The sequence below is a fragment of the Spirochaetota bacterium genome (assembly GCA_034190085.1).
Lineage (GTDB): Bacteria > Spirochaetota > UBA4802 > UBA4802 > JAFGDQ01 > JAXHTS01.
Window position 1 is genome coordinate 74,629 of sequence record JAXHTS010000007.1, and the last position, 19,594, is coordinate 94,222.

A 19,594-nucleotide genomic window follows, 5' to 3' on the forward strand; every position below is an offset into this window, starting at 1 on the left:
AACCCTTTAACATATTCATAAGAGATGCACCACTACAGGAATTCTGGACTTGATTACTATGATAAAAGAAATTATCAAGTACTTTTATATAAATCAAGAATTTATCTTTGCAACAGTTTATTTTGTTCATAAAGATAATACAATAGAATGCTGCCAATGACATATTTCTCCCTTGACAAGAATATGTCTATATTCTATCGATTGACCTTATAATACTATAAGGGGTAGTTATATGAAAAATACAAATAAATACTTACGGTGTTCTTTTTTATCCATATTATTTTTATCTCTATTACTAATATTAAATTTAGCCTGCGGGGATGATGGGGAAAGTGTATCGTTTTATCCGCAACCCTGTGAAGAGTGCGAGGAGAGCGAAGATTGTGAGGATTGTGAAGAATGCGAGCAATGTGAAGAGTGTGAAGCGTGTGAAGTGTGTGAAGATTGTGAGGAGTGTGAGGAGTGTGAATGTGAAACCGAAGTTGCTGGAAACCCGACCAAGTTAAATGATGCCACATATTCTATTGTCACGGAATACAAAAACGCATTTAATAACGATGGCGATGGAATAGCTTTGATAAAGATTGATTTGGGGCCAGCAAGAAGGATCGTGTATAGAATCTATGATAGTAATTCCGGAATCTGGTCAGAGGGGGGGGAGTTTGGCACAAATATTAATTCATTTGACATTGCCAGCAATGGCACTGATTTTATGGTTATATATAATCAAGGCAGTCGCTTATATGCCAGAGGATACAGCAGCAGCGGTTGGGGTGATAAAAATCTATTAAATACAAATGAGTATTGGGCATATAATATTAAAATCCATACAAACGGTATGGGATATTGTGCAGTATGGAGAGAATATGTGCAAGGATCTGCGGATTATAGACTTTTTTCAAATATATACGATGGGGTTTGGCTGGGATATGAGCAAATTTCAGATAGTGTTCCAGTTGGTAATTCAATCGAGATATCTACAAATGGCACAGGATATTGTGTGACATGGGAAGATAGCGATTCTGGATCTGATATCTTAGCAAACATCTATGAAGCCCCTGCCTGGGTAGGGGAAACTAAGATCGATGACACGAATACTGGGAATTATGTTGGTTACCCCTATATCGCTTCAAATGGAATTGGATACTGCATCACTTGGCAGCAGTATGATGGCTCTAGTTATTATGACATATACGCTAATATTTACAATGGCGCTTGGGAAGGCGCGACTGAGATTGATCTAGTCTCAGGATCAGAGGCTGATGATCCACAGATAGCATCAGATGGAAGCGGGTATTGTGTCGCATGGGAGCAATATGATGGATCCAATAACATATACGCTAACATATACAATGGTAGTTGGGGAGGCGCGATTGAGATTGATCTAGTCTCAGGGGGGTATGCCTATAGACCCCTGATAGCATCAGATGGAAGCGGTTATTGTGTCACGTGGGGGCAATATGCGGTCTCGGAAGAGAACATCTATGCAAATATATACAATGGAGCTTGGTCAGGCGCTGCAGAAATAGATGAAATATCCGGATCAGATTCTGATATCTACTCTACGCAAATAGCTTCAAATAATTCCGGATACTGTATATTATGGCAGCAGAATAGCTCTCCAGATGACAGGATGTATGCAAAAATCTATGATAGTGGAAGTTGGGGGACATCGAATATTGTGGATGCGGGCATATATCCGGATTATAGCGATCCCTACTTGTATTCTAATAATTCAGGGTATCACATCAACTGGATTGAATCAAATATCACTGGCAATACTGCTTATACAAATACTTATTCCTTAAGCGCTTGGGACGGAGGAATCGGGATTGGCAGTGGAGAGGAAGGGGAAGGCTCCTGCCGAACCTCGCATGTGCCAGTCGTTGCTACAAATAACTCGGGTAATATTTTAGCCCTATGGTCACAATTTAGTTTGGGGGATAATAATTTATATGCATCAGAAAACGATGGGAATGGCTGGAAGGCGCCATTTGTAATTGCAGAAGATGTTGAATATTTTGATGTTGCCAGCAATGGCACTGATTTTATGATAGTATATTCCATGTATAATGATCTCTACTCGGTCATTTATAATGGCGCTCTTGGAACAGAAGTGGAAATTGATTCAAGTGTATATGGGAAAAATAATGTCAGTATCCACACCAACGGGACGGGATATTGTGCAGTATGGAGCGAATGGACTGAATATTCGCCAGGATTATGGGATAATAGAGTTTTCTCGAATATTTACGATGGTGGTTGGCAGGGAGATGAGCAAATTTCAGAGAGCGATCCAGGGTATAATTTGATAAGGATATCTACAAATGGAACAGGATATTGCGTGATATGGGAAGACAACGATTCGAGTACTGATATCTATGCAAACATCTATGAAGCCCTTGCCTGGGGGGGAGAAACAAAGATCGATAACTCGAATCCAGGAAATAATGTTAACGATCCTGAGATTGCCTCAAATGGGAGTGGATACTGTATCACATGGGAACAGTATGACGGTTCTAATTATTATGATGTCTATTATAATCAATATGATGGCGGCTGGGGAGTCTCCACATTGATTCCAGATGATCCTGGACTTACTCTTCACTCTGTCTATAATCCAAAAATTGCTTCAAATAATGATGGATATTGTATCACCTGGTCTCATCAGGATGATACTTATAACAGAAATATATATGCATATTCCTATAACGGATTAACCTGGGATCCCTTGCCAACAGAGATTGATGCTGATATTGAGGATGCAGAAATCAATTATTATGCTTATTCACCTGAAATTTCGTCCGATGGCTCGGGATATTGTGTCGTATGGAGGCAATATGATGATTCCCCATTAACACGTATTTATGCACGAATTTATGATGGGGGATGGAGCGCAGAAGCGACAAAATTAAATCCAGGCCTGGTATATGACGAAAGTCCGCAGGTTATTTCAAATGGGAACAGCTATCTTGTCTTCTGGCTCGGCTATCATAAGTTCAACAACAGCCTATTTGGCAGTTATTATAGCGGTGGTTCCTGGGGCGAAAAGCTGCTTCTGGAGACAAATGATGGGGATATACATTACAATAAACTAATAACCGAGTCCAACAATGGATTGGACTATGTTGCAGTGTGGTTTCAAGAGGAGGATGATGATCCATTGGTATACAATATTTGGGGCAACATCATCACTCCATAGATGTAATAAAAGCACTATCAGAATGATGCTGTATCCTTGTAAAACAAAGATCTTCTCCGCTTAATTGCTTGATAATGAAAGATAAGCTTATTAAAGCACAATGCTTAGAAATTGGAAAGCAGGATTGAGGGATAGCGCATCCGCTCAATCCTGCTAATTATTATAGCGGATTTGCTTCCAGTCTCCTTTTCTCCTCTGCCGAATAACCTAGAGCCATCCAGTCCAATGCGCCATTCGGTTTATGGCAGGCATTGCAGGAGAAGGCGCCATCCTTTCTAATAGCGTGGCTTATCTCAAGATGGGCATTCTTGGGTATCCATCTTGGCTCTACTCTATTCATATTTTTAACATCCTTGTATGATGATGTATTCCAGCTATCAACATCCATAAAGGACATGAATTTATCCATCATATAGACCTTAAACATCAAACCATACATCCGCTTCATCATGCTCTTCTCCATCTCCTTTGCTGCCGCAAGATCAGGATTGCCGGTTGTGTAATATGTTGGGAAATTGTAGGGTATAAACATTCCTCCAAAGGGCCCCATATTCTGCAGATCAATATGCTGCCTTCCGTTAAATAATTTCATAGCGTAGATTTTGGATGGCCTTCCCTCTTTTGCAATAGGTCTCATGGTCTTTTCATACCACGAATCATAGTCAAAATCCTTGAATTCCGGCCAGATGTGTTCCGGGGTATAAAATTTGTACAGATTCTTTCCGTTTGGATTGTCCCCGATTGGATTGCCGAGAAATGTCGCATCGCCATTCCACCAAGAATAGACAATGCCCTTCCCGGGCCTGCTCTCCTTCTTGATATCCTTGTATATGTATATGCCGGGATGTTCTTCGTAAACGACCTGGCTGAAATCCCTCATGGTTGCGTTGTCCGGATGCAGGGAGGGGATATGGCATGTCACACAGGCAATCCTTTTAATGTGAGTGTTCAAATATTCTGCATGCTTTACATCGCTATGCGGTTTGGATGAATGGCATTTTTCACAGGATACTTCTACATCAGGAAGGTCATTTGCCATCATGGTTGTGGTATGCGTGCCCTTGGCTATCAGGTGTCCCTCCGTTGTATGACATTCAATGCACGACATCCCGGCCCTGGCATGCACATCCCATGAGGGTGAATAGGGTGTGCCCCTCTTTGAACCAGGATGAAGAACCCTGGGACGCTCATATCCAAGATTCAGGAAACTCTGCATATATGAGGGATCCTTTTTGTCTATATAAATATCCCCGCCCATATTATGCTGATGACAGCGAAGGCATGCCTGAGCTGTGGGGGACCCAACCGACATGGCGGCCTTCATGGAGCGGTCCTGATCCCATCTCCTGAGCCCATTGTCATCCTCAACAACCTGCTTTTTATTCATATCATAGGCCACAGAGTGACAGATGAGGCAATCTATGGCATCCTTCTCTTTATCGAGAGTTCTATAAAGGGGCATCATCTCTCCAAGAGGCGCCTGATATTGACTGCCGATGTGACATTGCCCGCAACCCTCTGAAAGCGTTTTCCCCTCTTTGGTTGTAATCAATTCCGCCCAGGCAGTCATTGCAAAGGACCCCGGTTTTGGGCAGGGTCTGTTTATTTTACCCATTGGGAAATTGTCGGCTAACTTGCCGTTAAAGCCATATACGTTGGGATGTCTCGTTGTAAAAAAGCGATAATGCGCTGAGCTGGTCAGGTTTTCCATTAAATCTTCCTTCCTCTCCTTGCCTGTATGAGCATCCACTACCTTGATCTCCCTATGGCACCTCAGGCATGTTTCTGGTCCTTCATATTCAAGGATTCCTTCAGCCTCGAATATTTCTATGTGTTTTAGTTCTTCTGAGTACTCCTTGCTTATTTTTTTTGAAATGGCAGAGAACTCCTCTGGAGTAATCCTATCAACAGTAAATACAATCTCTCCTGGTCGGCTATCTGCAGGCATCATTATATTTATCATATGAGACCATGCCCGATAACCTATGAAAAAAACGAGAAGTAAAAGTCCTAAAAGCATAAGTAATAATTGTCTTTTTTCCATTTCCCCCTCCTCCTACACAAAAAATTAGTTAATTCTGTTAACCATATTGCTAAAAAAATAGAGAACACATCCCTGAATGCTAGGCAAAAGTCCCCTTTACAAATTCCATCGCAACTCTAAGAATCTCTAAATTTTCAAGTATGCGCTCCCTTACATCAGGCTCCAACTGCAGCATAAGTTTCTCATGAATCTCTATTATGAATGATTCCATCTCGCCTATTTTTTTTTCTCCCTTTGTAGTAATGCTTATCAGCTTTATTCTGCCATCCTTCGGATCATCAATCCGCTCAACTAATCCCTTTTTCAATAATGAAGTAATAATTTTGGTTACCCTGCTCTTGGCAACATCCATTTTATGAGCAATTTCCTTGGCTGTAAGATTTTTTTCACCTTTAAAGAGCATTAGACATCTTAGTTCTGACTGAGGAAGGTTGAATTTATTGGATTCATATAGCATTCTATCCTGACAACAATCGTGCATCTCTCTGATTAGATAGCGCAATCTCTGAGTCTGTTCATCCAGTAAATGGATGTTATTCTCATTCCTGTAGTTCATACAGTGAACTGTATAGCTACAAAGCATTCATTAGTCAAGTATTTTAATAGCACTTCCCAAAAATTACCAAAGGTTAAATCGCCATAATATAATTATGGATAGAAGGCAATATTATCAAGCCCAAGGCCTTCATCGAATCCGAGGATTAGATTTGCGTTCTGAACTGCATTCCCTGATTGTCCCTTTACAAGGTTGTCAATCACAGAGGTAACGAGGAGCTTCCCTGTTCTCTCATCCACCATTGGACGGATTATACACCTGTTCGTGCCTCTGACATCTGTGGTGTTTGGTGATTTATCCGAAATAAATACAAAGGGCTTGCCAACATAATAGTCCTTGTAAATTTTGATAAGCCTTTCCGTATTATACTTTTCCTTTAAGTCAGCATACATTGTGGTTAATATTCCTCTATTCAGAGGCACGATCTGTGGAACGAATAGAATCCTTATGGGATTATTGCTTATGCTGCTAAGGATGCCTTCTACCTCAATTATATGCTGATGCCTCCCTTCCCTATAGGTATTGACGTTTTCGTATCGCTGAGGATAGAAGTTGGCGTGACCGGGATTCTTCCCGGCTCCAGAAACCCCTGTCTTCCCATCACAAATAATTGTATCGGAATCTATAATACCCATCTTCACAGCTGGCAGAAGCCCAAGTATCATTGATATGGCGAGACAACCTGGATTCCCAACCACCCTCGCCTTCCTTATTCTATCAGCATAGATCTCAGGCAGACCATAGACAGAGTGCTTAAGGATAGACGACGAGAGATGCTCCCCTTCCATCCCCTTAAATCTAGCATAGGATGCATACTCCTCAGTGGTGCTAAATCTAAAATCTCCGCTAAAGTCTATTACCGGAATGCCCCTCTCAAAGAATTCGCTTATAAGCGTCATACCGGCCCTGTCTGGTGTGGAGAAGAAAGCAATATCAATACTCGAATAGTCGATCATCTCAATGCCCTCAACTGTCACATCACAGAATCCCATGAGATGAGGAAAAACTTCACACACCGGGATATTGATATCGCTCCTTGCGATAAGCTGTTTTATCTCAATCCCAGGGTGTCGAAGGAGTATCTCTATTAGTCCAAGACCGCCGAATCCTGTGGCTCCAATAATTAATGCTCTTTTCATAATATCAATAATCTAAATAGTGTTAGTTTAATTCAATTTCCATTCCCTCATAAGCGATATCCACCCTTAGTTTCCCCCGCTTCTTTAGATTAACCTCCATATATGCCTTTGCGCTAGATAGCACATGATCGAGCTTCTCGTCATCATAATCAGGATCATGATGAAATAGTATTAACCTATCTACATTAAACTGTGAAGCAATATCTATTGCGATTGATGCCGGGGAATGCCCCCAATCGATTTTGTCAACATACTCTTCAAAGGTATACTGAGTATCAAAAACAACAACATCCGCATTGTTGAAGAAATCGTGATATGCGTTAATTCTGTCAATCTCATCGATATTAAATTCGCAATCACTTGTATAGACAAAGGATTTCCCATTCTCCTCTATCCGATAACCAAAGGCTCCACCGGGATGACGCATGCTCTTATTTATTATCTTTACATTGTTCAAGTAGAATTCACCTTCCTCCTCAAGTTGAAAAAACACCTTTGTTGCAAGCATATAATCCAGGTTAACAGGGAAATGAGTGTTAATCTGTTGATATTCAAGCCGTTCCTTGCAATCATTTACAGGGGAAAAGATATTAAACCTATTACCCTGAATATAAAAGGGCAAAAAAAATGGTATACCCTGAATATGGTCCCAATGAGTATGTGTCAACAATATATTCCCCACCCCTTTGCCCTTGCCAAAATCCTCCTTCATCAATTCCTGCCCAAGTCTCTTAATTCCGGTACCGCAATCCAAAATAACTAATTCACCGCTCTTGGTTCTAATCTCAAGGGATGTTGAATTCCCGCCATAGGTTCCGCGAGTTGAGAAAGGCAAAGATTCTATAAATTTATCTATTGCCTCCTCTGAGGAGATATCCCTGGCTGTGGCAATAGTTAAAGCCCCCTTCAATTTTTCCCTTATTAAATTATTAGTCAGCGTGGTGGGCACTGAACCCCTAACTCCCCAAAATCTTATCTTCATTATAAATTACCAAATTCGTTAATGATTTTTATTATTACACTACTCAATATTATATTTCGGTGTATAAACACACTTCCATTTAGAAAATTAATTGAGTATACAATTAATGAGACTTATCAAAATATCAACCAATAAATTTTTGTTTATAAAATTTCGATTATTCACATAAGCGATCAATAAAGAAGAAGGAACCTCATAAATCCTGCTATTGTAGGGGACTAGCCACCAATCTTTTTTCAAATTCCTTGCCCCCTATAGTATTACACAAAAATATGTTGACAGAAATATATTATATAATAGAGCAGCAATCACCGGTCAACACAATCATTTGATACATTCAACCAAGGTTAGAGGGATATCGATAATATTCATTGGGTTCAAGGGTATTTTTTACTCTACGGATATGTGTATTACACAAAGGAGAAACAATTGAGTCAGCGCTCAAGGGTGATCCTATCCTCTCTAAAGGGGATAAAAGAGCATATTCATTTTAAGGATAGAGAATCATGCAATTTTCAAAAAAAATTCTTAATGTAAAGCCCTCTCCAACATTGGAGGTTACGGCCCTTGCCAATTCTCTAAAAGCTAAAGGGATAGATGTGATCGGTTTCGGATCAGGCGAGCCTGATTTCGATACTCCTCAGTTTATTAAGGATGCTGCTATTAAGGCCATTGTTGACGGCAAAACAAAATACACGCCAGCAGGCGGAATAGGCGAACTAAAGGAGGCCATAGTAGATAAATTTAAAAGAGACAATAATCTCGATTACACAATCCCTAATGTGACTGTTAACTGTGGCGGGAAGCACTCCTTTTACAATCTGATGCAGGTGCTGCTCAATGATGGGGATGAGGTAATTATTCCATCACCCTATTGGGTCTCATATCCCCCGATGGTTCTCCTTGCCGGAGGCATCCCCCTTATCATAGAATCCAGAGAGGAGAAGGGATTTAAGATCAGTCCTCAGGACCTAGAAGGGGTTATTACAGAGAGGACCAGGGCTATTGTAATTAACTCGCCCTCCAATCCTACTGGAGCCACCCATTCAATGGAAGAGCTTCAAGCCCTTGCGGAAATTATAATAAAAAAGAATATTCTTATTATATCAGATGATATCTATGAATCAATACTATATGACAATCGCAGCTTTGTTAATATCGCATATCTATCTGATGAATTGAAGAGTAAAACCATTGTTTTAAATGGGGTCTCCAAATCCTACTCAATGACAGGATGGAGGATCGGGTATATGGCTGGCGATGAGACTATAATAAAGAAGACCGAGATATTGCAGAGTCAGTCTACATCTAATCCCACCTCAATATCTCAATGGGCGGCCCTTGCGGCACTCAGGGGTGATCAGGGTGTAGTGAAGGAGATGGTAAAGGAATTTTCAAGAAGAAGAATCCTGATCGTTGATGGACTAAACGACATTCCAGGTTGTAATTGTCTGCAGTCTGAAGGGGCATTCTATGTATTTCCAAATATTGAAAAAGTATTTGATTTTAATGGTTGGAAATCAGTTGAGGGTAAATATAAGAGCGAAAATAAATCCGCAAAACTCAGCACATACCTGTTGGAAGAGTCAAAGGTGGCCGTAGTTCCAGGCATAGCCTTTGGAAGCGACAATCATATCAGATTATCCTTTGCCACTTCCGATGATAATATTATCAAGGGGATCGATAGGATACGAGAAGCAATAGAGAAGCTTGTGTAGAATACAACTGATGTTGGTTAGTTAAATGCTTATCATAGAGCGAACATCCTCACGATACCCCTGGGACAAGGCCTCCCTAAAGTTTGGTAATCAAGTCGATAAATCCGGATAAGATATCCTTCTCTTCCCTCTTCATTCGCAAAGACAGAAGCGTTTCCCTAGTGGTATCGATTAGCTCCCCCAATTTTTTCTCAGAAATGCTTAATGCGCCGCTCCTTCGGATCATACACTTTATGCTATCAATCTCCCTCTTTGTCTTCTTCTTCTTTGTGAAGAGGGAAAGGAACTCATCCCTTTCACCCCCCTTAAGGTTCCTGGCCGTGTTCTGTATTAAGAGGGTCAGCTTCCCCTCCTCAATATCTGAGTTCAAGGATTTCCCGGTGTCCTCAATGCTGCCGAATACGCCCAGAATGTCATCCCTCACCTGAAAGGCCAATCCAAGGGGGATCGAGAATTCCCTGATTCTCTCCCCTTCCCCATCCTCCTTTGACCTGGATAAGAGGAATCCCATAAGCATTGGGCTCAATATTGTATAATGAGCCGTCTTCAAGGCGCTTATCTGCATTGGGGCGGGGCTGTTAATATCTATTCTAACTGGCAGGGAGTGGAGGCTGTCCAGAATCTGTCCACAGGCTGTCAACTCATAGGTTTTGGCGAAGAGCTTTATAAATTCATCCTTAATCCTTGGATTGATTCTCAGCTCCCCAATTATCTCTAGCGCATTTGAAAATAGTATATCACCCATAACTATTGCGACATCCCTTCCAATATTGCTGTTCCAGGTAATATCACAATATCTGTCATATGATACAACATGAAGCGCATCACTTCCCCTGCGTATGAGTGAATTATCTATTATATCATCCTGAATTAGCAGAAAGGAGTGCATCATTTCAAGGATTGATGCTATACGTATTATAGCATCAAGATTATCCTTTCTCCTGCTGTATCCGAGGTAGGATAAGAGGAGGAGGAGGGGTCTTACCCTTTTACCCTTCCTAATACAATATTCCTCAAGATCAGAATACAGATTCTCAATAAACTCAAACTCGGCATTCTCCCTCTTCTTCCTAAAGAAGTCCTTAATCGATTGATCAATCATTGGAATATAGGTATTACTAAAATCCTTGAACATCACTTAGCCCTTATTAAGCAATCAAATTTAATCTTTATTTAATGATATTGTAAAAGATTTGCATTTTTAACCACCCTTTAGCATACTTTGCAATCACAGGACATTCCTCTCAGCACTTGGTGAAGATATGCTACACCAATGATGATTATCTACAGTCAAAGCTAAGAAGTCCAATTACCCCCTTCATCCAATCTAATTGTGAAGCGATAAGCGATTAAAAGATGAATAAATACATTATCATAATTTTCTACATATCAATTGTCATCTACCTGATGAAAATAAACAACTATCTTTTTGATCACTTCATCGATCCTTTGGACTACAGTAAAGTCAATAATTATAATGAAGGATACAATAAACTGAAAAAGAGGGATTATCCTCCGCAATACGGGAAGGTTATTCTCTTCATATTGGATGGAGCAAGGAAGGACTGCCTGTATAATAAGGAGATATCACCAAACATTGTCAAAAGATGGGAGGAAAGGGGAGTACGATTTACAAACGTCTATACCATGCTTCCTAGCGTAAGCGCCCCGAACTACTTTTCCATCCTCTCTGGAGCCCCAGTCTATCTTCATGGTGTTACAAACAATTACAGGCGATACCCTCAGCACCAAAGGACAAACACCATCTTTGAACATCTCTCAAATTACGGGTTCACCTCTTCAGTCATAGGATTCAACTGGCACAAGGACCTATTCAAGAATAGGACTATCTATATGCCTGCTGAATGCTGCGAAAGGGACGATGCAGGGGAGGTTTTGGATATCCTTGCCCGTCTGATTGAGTCCAGGACGCTCCCATCCTTTACTGTTGTTCATTTTCTTGGCCCTGATAATGCCGCGCACGCTACCGGATCTAACAAGAGCCGCAGGTATATTGATTCAATCGCTACTATTGATAGACTCATGGATAACATCTTCCCGATTATCGAGAAGAACTATCCGAATTCCCTATCCATCATCACGTCCGATCATGGAATGAACATAGACGGGAACCATGGGGGCAGCGATGAAGAATCACTTAGGGTGCCGCTCTACTTCATAGCCAGGGACTTGAAGAGCCAGGAGATACATAGGGAAATTTACAATATCTCAATCGTCCCAACCCTATCGGCCATCTTTGGGATTCCAATCCCAAATTTTTCATCAGCCGGTCCGATATATGAGATCATTGACAGCGACAGGAGACTCGACTACCTGTATGAATCCATAGACAAAAAGGAGAAGATAATTGAGGTGATGGAGGGTATTGAAGCCAGAAGCTTTATAATGAACAAGGACCTGATGGAATCGATAACAAACCATGATAAAGAACTGACAGAGAGGATACTGGATTATAAGGGAAGGTATATAGATAATATCCTAATGAATCAGAGAATTATTGCGATTATTCTTTTTATCCTATTCATTATATGGGCAATCTACAAGACGGAATCCGGCATTCCCCTGCTCTTAATCCTCAGCTCCCTTCTGCCGCTGCTCATGGGATTCTCCATGGATCTGATCAACTCCCGAAATGTTTACGATATATCCATCGCAATATATTTATTATCTCTATCTGCTATCGCCTTTTATTATACTCTATCCTTTGATAATCCTATACTCTTTGATAAAAGGCATCCCCTTGCCACCTTTCTGCCCTTGCTGTCGCTCCTAATGATACCAAACATCATAATCGCCGGTTTCTTTATCCCCTTTCACACACTGTCGCCTGATGAGAACATCTTTGCCTTCAGATTTTTCTCAATATCCTTCATTCACCCCCCCCTATTCCTCAGTCTGCTGGTGTTTATGGATTGGATCAAAAGGGAGAGTGGGGGCGACATTCAGGAGGGCGTCAGCCTAGCCCCTGACGAGGATGAAGAGAGGGATCACAGCGATTGATCCCCCCATCAACCTGGCTGAGATAGACTACAAGGAATATATTTATAATCTGACTTGACTAATCTGATTGACCGGAATTTAATCTTCCTCTTCACTATTACTTTAACACTATCACAGCCTAAAGAGGTTATCTGAATGCTTGCTAAACGAATAATTCCCTGCCTTGATGTCAAGGATGGGCGTGTAGTCAAAGGGGTAAACTTTGTAAATTTAAGGGATGCCGGCGACCCTGTGGAAAATGGCAAATATTATGATGAGGAGGGCGCTGACGAACTGGTGTTTCTCGATATTACCGCATCCTCGGACAGGAGGGAGATTATTCTAAGGATGGTAAAGGATGTAGCGGAAACCGTTAATATCCCCTTTACTGTTGGAGGGGGCATCAGGAGCGTTGATGATGTCCGCCTAATACTAGGGAACGGCGCTGATAAGGTTTCAATCAATACAGCGGCGGTGTTAAATCCTGAGATTATTAGCGATTGTTCAAATCGTTTTGGATCCCAGTGCATTGTGATCGCCATTGACGCGAAGAGAAACGACAAGGGTAGCTGGGACGTCTATCTTCATGGCGGAAGAACACCCACAGATGTTGATGTTCTTCAATGGGCCAAGAGGGCATACGAACTGGGCGCCGGGGAGATACTGTTAACCAGCATGGACAAGGATGGAACAAGGGCTGGGTATGACCTTGAACTGACGCAAAGGGTGGCAGAGTCAATGCCACTCCCCTTAATCGCTTCAGGGGGTGTTGGGACAATGGAACACTTGTATGAGGGACTCACTATCGGAAAGGCTGATGCGGTTTTGGCCGCGTCAATATTTCACTTCAGGGAAATATCCATTCAAGAGGTGAAGGAATACCTAAAAGGACGGCAAATCACCATCAGAACCATCTGATCTAGGGATGCAGTGGGAACTATCCACTCTTAGGCAAGGGTTACTCCCCTTTTTGCAGGATTGTTTTTATTCTTTTTAGGATTCTATCCCTGTTGATCGGCTTTAATATAAAGCCAGCCGCTCCCATCCCCAATAAATCTTCAAGAACCCCCTTTGTTGTATCATCGCTGATAAAGACGGTCTTTAACTTTAGATTCTTCTGCCCAAGTTCATAGAGCAGGGCATAGCCATCAAGGATCGGCATATCCAGATTGGTTGTAATGAGATCAATATCCTTCAGATTCTTGTCTAGCATATCAAGCGCCTCCTTGCCGTTTGAGGCAGTGGCGGCAATCTCATATTCCTCAGACTCCAGTATCTGCGCTATCTGCTTTCTGTGAAATTCCTTATCCTCCACTACCAATACCCTATATGGTTTTCCGCCTGGCCGAATTCCATCAGCTTGCTTTTGATTCAAACTTGGAAAATCATGTTGACTCTTCATAATTTACCTCCGAATAAGAAACACCCTCCAAAAAAATTTATAATTAGCAAATAACATTTCATTGCAATAAGGATAAATAAGCACATGATTCGATGTATTAGTTACAACATATTATAAACCCCAAAAAAATAAATGTCAATTTTTAATCAAAATTTAGTTTTAATTAAATCCTAACACCCTTCAACTACCACCATCCGTCAGAATATCTATTTCATTTCGGTAACCAGGATCACATTGATCAGCAATATCATTTTGTTGTTGATAATAAATTCTGGATTTCTTATAGTTGAAGGATAGTTTTAAGGGAGGTTTTACATTATCTGTCCCAGATACAGCATTGTCTGTATTCGATCTATCGATAATCCACATTATAGATAGGGGTGATAGATATGGCAAGGTTAACAGAAACAACAAAGCGCGAGTTTTCCAAGAGGCTTTTGGATATTCTCAACTCAAATGCCGCTGCGCTTCAGGATGCGGGGGTTGACATTAAACCCAAATCTGATGAGTTGAGCGGGCTTATTGACGACGCATTCTCCGCAGAGGAGAAACAATTGAAGGCTCAAACTGAGGCGAGAAGGGCCACTGAGACTTCACAGATGGCCACTTCAGAGGCATATCAGAAGGCCTCGGACATAGTAGAGTTGATAATCGGCGCCTTGGGGAAGAAGGACGCCCTTTCTAGGAGGCTCAGAAATCTGCGCAATGAAATAGGGAGGGAACCCTCCAGGGGGATCAGGGGATCAGGGGAATAGGATTTTTCATAGGGCTGTTATTCGCCTCTTCCGCTGAATCACCCGGACACATGGGATTCCGGTTATCCCCAGAGGGATAGCCATCCGGACACAGGGGAAAGCGGATATCCCCAGGGGGATAGCCATCCGGATAGGTAAAGATATTTAGAATGCGTGTTGAGAATAGCGGCAGGAGCGATATGAGGGTTGGCACGATAATCGAACCGAGAAGGATTGCGGAGGCATTCCTTAGCTCAGATGACGAGCGGTCGCTTACCACGGAGGCTAAAAGGCTGGTGAAGGCGGGGGCGGATCACATTGAGATAAACGGGGAGGCCATTGCCGCCCTTCCCCGTCCATTTCAGAAAAAATTCAGCCAGGAGGCATCAGTCGGGTTGAGGGGGCTTCACGAGGATGATGGAGTCTCCTTCTCTGTGCATCTTCCCTTTCTTGGAGGGGTCAACTTCACTACCAGCATTGACCCCATTCGAAGGGCATCCATTGAGGTTGTTAAACACATTGTTGATCAGTGCTCTCCCTTAGCCCCGGTTAATTATATACTCCACATTTCCGGACTGCTTGAGGAGTTAGCTGAGCTTGGGGTTCGCGGGGACGCCGTTTCCGCGGCATATCTTGATTATGCCGCAGAGAGCTTGGCTCAGATAACCGAGTTTATACCAGCCGGGAAGCTATGCATCGAAAATCTCGAATATATATCCTTTAGTAAAATATACCCGCTGGTAAAAGAATTCAACGCGCGCGTCTGCATGGATGTGGGGCATATTCTGCTTCGAAATGAAGAAATAGAGGATTTTATCCAAAATTACGGATGCCGCGTCAGCCATGTCCACATGCATGATGTGTCAAAGAGACGATATGAGAGGCGTGTCACGGTTATTGATGATCATAAGGAACTCGGTTCCGGAATAATTGACCTTGATGCCATAATCCGCATGTTGAGGGAACTGGACTTCCGTGGCCCCGTTGTCCTGGAAATATACGGCACTGATCCTGTAAATTCTATCAGCATTTTGAAAAATTCTATTAATAGATCGATGGAAGGATAGTCGCATAGACGAGAGCCAATGGATGCAACTAACGTTATGAGGCATCTAATCGCCATCGCCATTACAGCATTTATATAAAAGGAAATACAGATGTCAAAGGGTATAAGAAGTTCAACGAAATACGTCTTCAACATCGCTCTTCTCTATTCGCTGTTGATAATAATTTCATCACTCTCCTTCCACTATATCCTGAAGAAAAATTCAAGGCTCTTGAGGGAGACAACATTAAGGAATAATGAGCATCTTTTATTGGAAAAGACGGGCTTAATAATCGATAGATTGGCCGATGACAACATCAAAAGCCTAAAGGCCCTTTCCAGCAAACTGAAGGGATATTGCTCCGGGGATGAGAATTTATTGTATATCCTCATCTTCTCTCAAAGCGAGGATGAAGCCTACTTTAAGATGATCAAAAAGATCGCAAATAATCCAGCCTTTGATATTGGGATAAAGGGGAGACAGAGGGTGAAAGAGGACCGGGCGATCAATTATTTACAAAAGGGGATGTTCGGAGAAATCGCTGACGAGAAGATATATTCATCCAACGGACTATACTGGAGAAACGTCTACCATCCCTTTAAAATCAGGAATAAAACCCTGGTCATAGAGTTCATCGTCTCCACTTCAATGACCATGAACTCTATAAACGAATATTATACAACATTGAACAAGACAAATAGATACATAATTATCATATCCGCAATAATAATCGTCATCGCCTTCATCATAACCTTTCTCTTTACTCATAATTTGTCTCTCTTTATAAAGGGGCTGTCGCAGCATATTAAGGATGCTGCGGATGGGAAGCTGGATGTGCAGCTTAATCCGACAATCGATGAGGACTTTAGCGAGATCGCCCTCTCATTTAATAACCTCATTGTCAAGCTCAAGGAATTGACAGAAAAGGAGAAGTCAACAGAGGATATTGAGCATAGTGATCCCCTGAGCGAAGCCTTTAGTTATGGGGTGGCCTTTATTAAGGAGAAGAGGATAGATGACGCTATAGCGATCTTTAAGACGCTCACTATACTGAAACCTGAAGGTTTCGCATCCCTCTTCAATCTGGGAGTGGCCTATGCAAAGAATAGGGATTATAATAACGCCCTCCTCTCCTTCCGAAAGGCGATGGAGTTTAATCCGGATCATGAACTCACACTAAAATATATTGAAAAGGTAGGGTTATTACAGAGAAGAGATGAAGAATTCGCCAATTGATCTGCAGAATAAGATCGCTGCCCTGCCCAATGAGATCGGCGTTTATCTCATGAAGGACAAGCTGGACGGCATTATATACATAGGCAAGGCCTCAAGCCTAAAGAAACGAGTCTCTTCCTATTTCCGGAAATCCGATGATAATCCAAAGACCGCGGTTTTAGTGAAGAATATTCATGACATCGAATTTATAGTAACGGACTCAGAGGTTGAGGCCCTGATCCTTGAGAGCACCCTGATAAAGAGCCACAAGCCCAAATATAATATCAGGCTCAAGGATGATAAGCGGTATCCCTACATCGCTGTGACACTGAGCGAGGAGTATCCAAGGGTAATCTATACTCGTAGATTAATCGAAAATGGAGACAGGTACTTCGGCCCTTACACCGATTCCAATGCCGCCAGAAAAATAGTATCAATGATGAACATCACATTCAAATTAAAGACCTGCAAAAAGGAACTCCCCATAAAGAAAGAAGAAAGGCCCTGCCTTAACCACCAGATGAAGAGATGCTCCGGCGTGTGCCAGGGAATAATTTCCAGAAAGGAATATCTCGAGATCATCGATAATGCCATAAGGTTCCTGGATGGAGAGATCGAGCCGGTTGTTAATAACCTGCAAAGAATGATGACTGATCATTCAAAAAGGATGGAGTATGAATCAGCGGCGGATATAAGGGATATGATCAATAATATTCATGCGGTAACCGAGAAACAGAAGGTATATGCGCCCATTGGCATGGATCAGGACTATGTCTGCATATCAACCCAAGGAGACGAGGCTGTAATGCTCCTATTCGAATTCCGCAAGGGGGTGTTGGTTGGAAGAAAAATTTCTATCTTTGAAAACGTCCAATACCATGCGCCTGGAGATATAATAAAATCCTTCATTCTGGAGTATTACCAACGGAAGGAGCCACCCTCAAGGATCACCGCTTCTCATCAGTCAGAGGATAGGGCCACATTAGAGGAGTGTCTGACGAGGATAGCCTGTCAGAATGTGCGGATTTTTACCCCAACATCGAACAACGACAGGGCTATAATAAACATGATGAAGAAAAACCTTGACATTATTGTCGCTGAGAGGGAATCCCATAGAGAGCGGTCGGATAAGAACAGGGGTCTTACCGAGATGAAGGAGATGCTGAGCCTAGAGTCACTGCCGAGGGTGTTAGAATGCTTTGACATATCCAATATTCAGGGAAAATTCGCTGTTGGCTCAATGTCCCGATTCATTGACGGTGTTCCGGACAAGAGCGGTTATCGGAGGTACAGGATCAGGGCCTATGATTCATCCAATGATCCTGGCATGATACATGAGGTGGTGGGGAGAAGATTGCAGATGCTCATCAACGAAACCCTTGACCTGCCTGATCTTATCATAATCGATGGAGGCAAAACACAACTAGCCAGGGCCTATGAAGCAGCCAATTCCCTTGAGGTCGATATAAGGATCATCTCCATTGCCAAGCGCTTTGAGGAGATTTACACTGATATATCAGAGGAGCCTATTAGATTACAGAAAGGCTCTCCTGCATTGAGGATAATTCAAAACATCAGGGACGAGGCTCACCGGTTTGCTATTGAGTATCATAGGACGCTGAGGAGCAAGGGCATGAGAGAATCAGCCTTTGATGAGATACCGATGATCGGAGAGAAGAAGAAGAATCTTCTCCTCCAAAATCTGAAGAGCCTGGAGAATGTGAAGAACTCCTCATTAGAGGAGCTTATTAACGTGCCCGGCATTGGCGTTAAAACAGCTAAAATAGTCTACAATTATTTCCATGATACTGAATAATAGACCCTCCTAACCACGAGCCTTTGGATCTTCTCCATCCTTGATGTTGATTTGCGCATCTTTACCCGAGCCGATATAAGAGCGAGGATTATCTCAAATTCGAGAGGCTTATAATCCCAATCTGGTTCAATCCATTTATGATAAACTGAACAGCCATTGCGGATAGTATAAGACCCATAATTCGCTGGATGACCGATAGTCCAGTCTCTCCAAGCAGGCGCTCAATAAATACTGAGAAGAACATAACAATCCCAGCGATAATGAACATTATCACTGAAATAGTAACGATGGTGATTATTTTCCCTGTATCTCCGTCTGCCTGGGAGCTGAACATCAAGAGGGCGGCGATGTTCCCTGGTCCGCAGAGCATGGGGATTGCCAGGGGGAAGACCGATGTATCCCCTCCCCCCGGGGATTCAATATCCTCCTTTGAGACCTTTGTCCTCGTAGGCCTGGCAAAGAGCATATCCATTGAAATGAGGAATAACAATATTCCGCCGGCAAAGAGAAAGGAAGCCGGTGTAATCCCGAGAAAATTGAGAAAAACCTTCCCGAATAGAACAAAAAATACAGACACTGAGGCCGCGACGCCTGTTGCCCTAAGAATGATCAACCTCTGTCGTCTGGATTCATAACCGGAGAGGTATATGATAAAAGCCGGTATTAGGCCAAGGGGATCCACTACAAAGAAGAGTGTAAAAAAAACCGTTGGGATAAAATTTGCATCCATAACTAATCCC

At 42.2% G+C, this 19,594-nt stretch carries 16 protein-coding genes; 8 read left to right on the forward strand and 8 right to left on the reverse strand.

The window, feature by feature from the left end; translation table 11 throughout:
* Positions 1–232 precede the first annotated feature (232 nt).
* A complete protein-coding gene (locus tag SVZ03_01540) occupies positions 233–3,202 on the forward strand; it encodes a hypothetical protein (GenBank protein MDY6932889.1) in 2,970 nt (989 codons plus the stop codon).
* A 160-nt stretch (positions 3,203–3,362) separates the two neighbouring features.
* On the opposite strand, the gene SVZ03_01545 is transcribed toward SVZ03_01540, so the two are convergent.
* The 4 genes from SVZ03_01545 to SVZ03_01560 form a co-directional block, all read right to left on the reverse strand.
* Entirely contained in the window at positions 3,363–5,246 is a 1,884-nt protein-coding gene (locus SVZ03_01545) for a cytochrome c3 family protein (protein MDY6932890.1), read from the reverse strand.
* A 79-nt stretch (positions 5,247–5,325) separates the two neighbouring features.
* Positions 5,326–5,802, reverse strand: coding sequence for a MarR family transcriptional regulator (locus tag SVZ03_01550; GenBank protein MDY6932891.1), 477 nt, complete (start codon positions 5,800–5,802; stop codon positions 5,326–5,328).
* A gap of 92 nt (positions 5,803–5,894) precedes the next feature.
* Complete coding sequence (gene argC, locus SVZ03_01555; protein MDY6932892.1) at positions 5,895–6,941, reverse strand: N-acetyl-gamma-glutamyl-phosphate reductase; 1,047 nt, start codon at positions 6,939–6,941, stop codon at positions 5,895–5,897.
* A gap of 22 nt (positions 6,942–6,963) precedes the next feature.
* Positions 6,964–7,923 (reverse strand): MBL fold metallo-hydrolase, encoded by a 960-nt coding sequence (locus SVZ03_01560; GenBank protein MDY6932893.1) that lies wholly within the window; start codon positions 7,921–7,923, stop codon positions 6,964–6,966.
* Between the two features lie 506 nt (positions 7,924–8,429).
* Here SVZ03_01560 and SVZ03_01565 point away from each other — a divergent pair.
* Complete coding sequence (locus SVZ03_01565) at positions 8,430–9,641, forward strand: pyridoxal phosphate-dependent aminotransferase (protein MDY6932894.1); 1,212 nt, start codon at positions 8,430–8,432, stop codon at positions 9,639–9,641.
* 76 nt (positions 9,642–9,717) lie between these two features.
* On the opposite strand, the gene SVZ03_01570 is transcribed toward SVZ03_01565, so the two are convergent.
* Complete coding sequence (locus tag SVZ03_01570) at positions 9,718–10,776, reverse strand: polyprenyl synthetase family protein (GenBank protein ID MDY6932895.1); 1,059 nt, start codon at positions 10,774–10,776, stop codon at positions 9,718–9,720.
* A 221-nt stretch (positions 10,777–10,997) separates the two neighbouring features.
* On the opposite strand from SVZ03_01570, the gene SVZ03_01575 reads away from it, so the two are divergent.
* Positions 10,998–12,662: an alkaline phosphatase family protein gene (locus SVZ03_01575; GenBank protein MDY6932896.1), complete on the forward strand. Its 1,665-nt coding sequence runs from the start codon at positions 10,998–11,000 to the stop codon at positions 12,660–12,662.
* Positions 12,663–12,797: 135 nt separating this feature from the next.
* Positions 12,798–13,559, forward strand: a complete 762-nt coding sequence (hisF, locus tag SVZ03_01580) for an imidazole glycerol phosphate synthase subunit HisF (protein ID MDY6932897.1) — start codon at positions 12,798–12,800, stop codon at positions 13,557–13,559.
* 40 nt (positions 13,560–13,599) lie between these two features.
* Here the strand turns inward: hisF and SVZ03_01585 are convergent, their stop codons facing one another.
* Positions 13,600–14,043, reverse strand: a complete 444-nt coding sequence (locus SVZ03_01585; GenBank protein ID MDY6932898.1) for a response regulator — start codon at positions 14,041–14,043, stop codon at positions 13,600–13,602.
* A gap of 389 nt (positions 14,044–14,432) precedes the next feature.
* Between SVZ03_01585 and SVZ03_01590 the strand changes: the two genes are divergently transcribed.
* Positions 14,433–14,798: a hypothetical protein gene (locus SVZ03_01590; GenBank protein MDY6932899.1), complete on the forward strand. Its 366-nt coding sequence runs from the start codon at positions 14,433–14,435 to the stop codon at positions 14,796–14,798.
* Here SVZ03_01590 and SVZ03_01595 read toward each other — a convergent pair.
* On the reverse strand, positions 14,779–15,057 hold the full coding sequence (locus tag SVZ03_01595) for a hypothetical protein (protein MDY6932900.1): 279 nt from the start codon (positions 15,055–15,057) through the stop codon (positions 14,779–14,781). The two genes, SVZ03_01590 and SVZ03_01595, sit on opposite strands and share 20 nt — an antisense overlap.
* 16 nt (positions 15,058–15,073) lie before the next feature.
* On the opposite strand from SVZ03_01595, the gene cbiR reads away from it, so the two are divergent.
* The 3 genes from cbiR to uvrC all read left to right on the forward strand — a co-directional run bounded on the left by cbiR (position 15,074) and on the right by uvrC (position 18,854).
* Complete coding sequence (gene cbiR / locus SVZ03_01600) at positions 15,074–15,844, forward strand: cobamide remodeling phosphodiesterase CbiR (GenBank protein MDY6932901.1); 771 nt, start codon at positions 15,074–15,076, stop codon at positions 15,842–15,844.
* Between the two features lie 90 nt (positions 15,845–15,934).
* Positions 15,935–17,059, forward strand: a complete 1,125-nt coding sequence (locus SVZ03_01605; protein ID MDY6932902.1) for a tetratricopeptide repeat protein — start codon at positions 15,935–15,937, stop codon at positions 17,057–17,059.
* Entirely contained in the window at positions 17,040–18,854 is a 1,815-nt protein-coding gene (gene uvrC / locus SVZ03_01610) for an excinuclease ABC subunit UvrC (GenBank protein ID MDY6932903.1), read from the forward strand. The genes SVZ03_01605 and uvrC overlap by 20 nt, the downstream gene beginning before the upstream one ends.
* A gap of 88 nt (positions 18,855–18,942) precedes the next feature.
* On the opposite strand, the gene SVZ03_01615 is transcribed toward uvrC, so the two are convergent.
* Complete coding sequence (locus tag SVZ03_01615) at positions 18,943–19,584, reverse strand: MarC family protein (protein MDY6932904.1); 642 nt, start codon at positions 19,582–19,584, stop codon at positions 18,943–18,945.
* Positions 19,585–19,594: the final 10 nt, after the last annotated feature.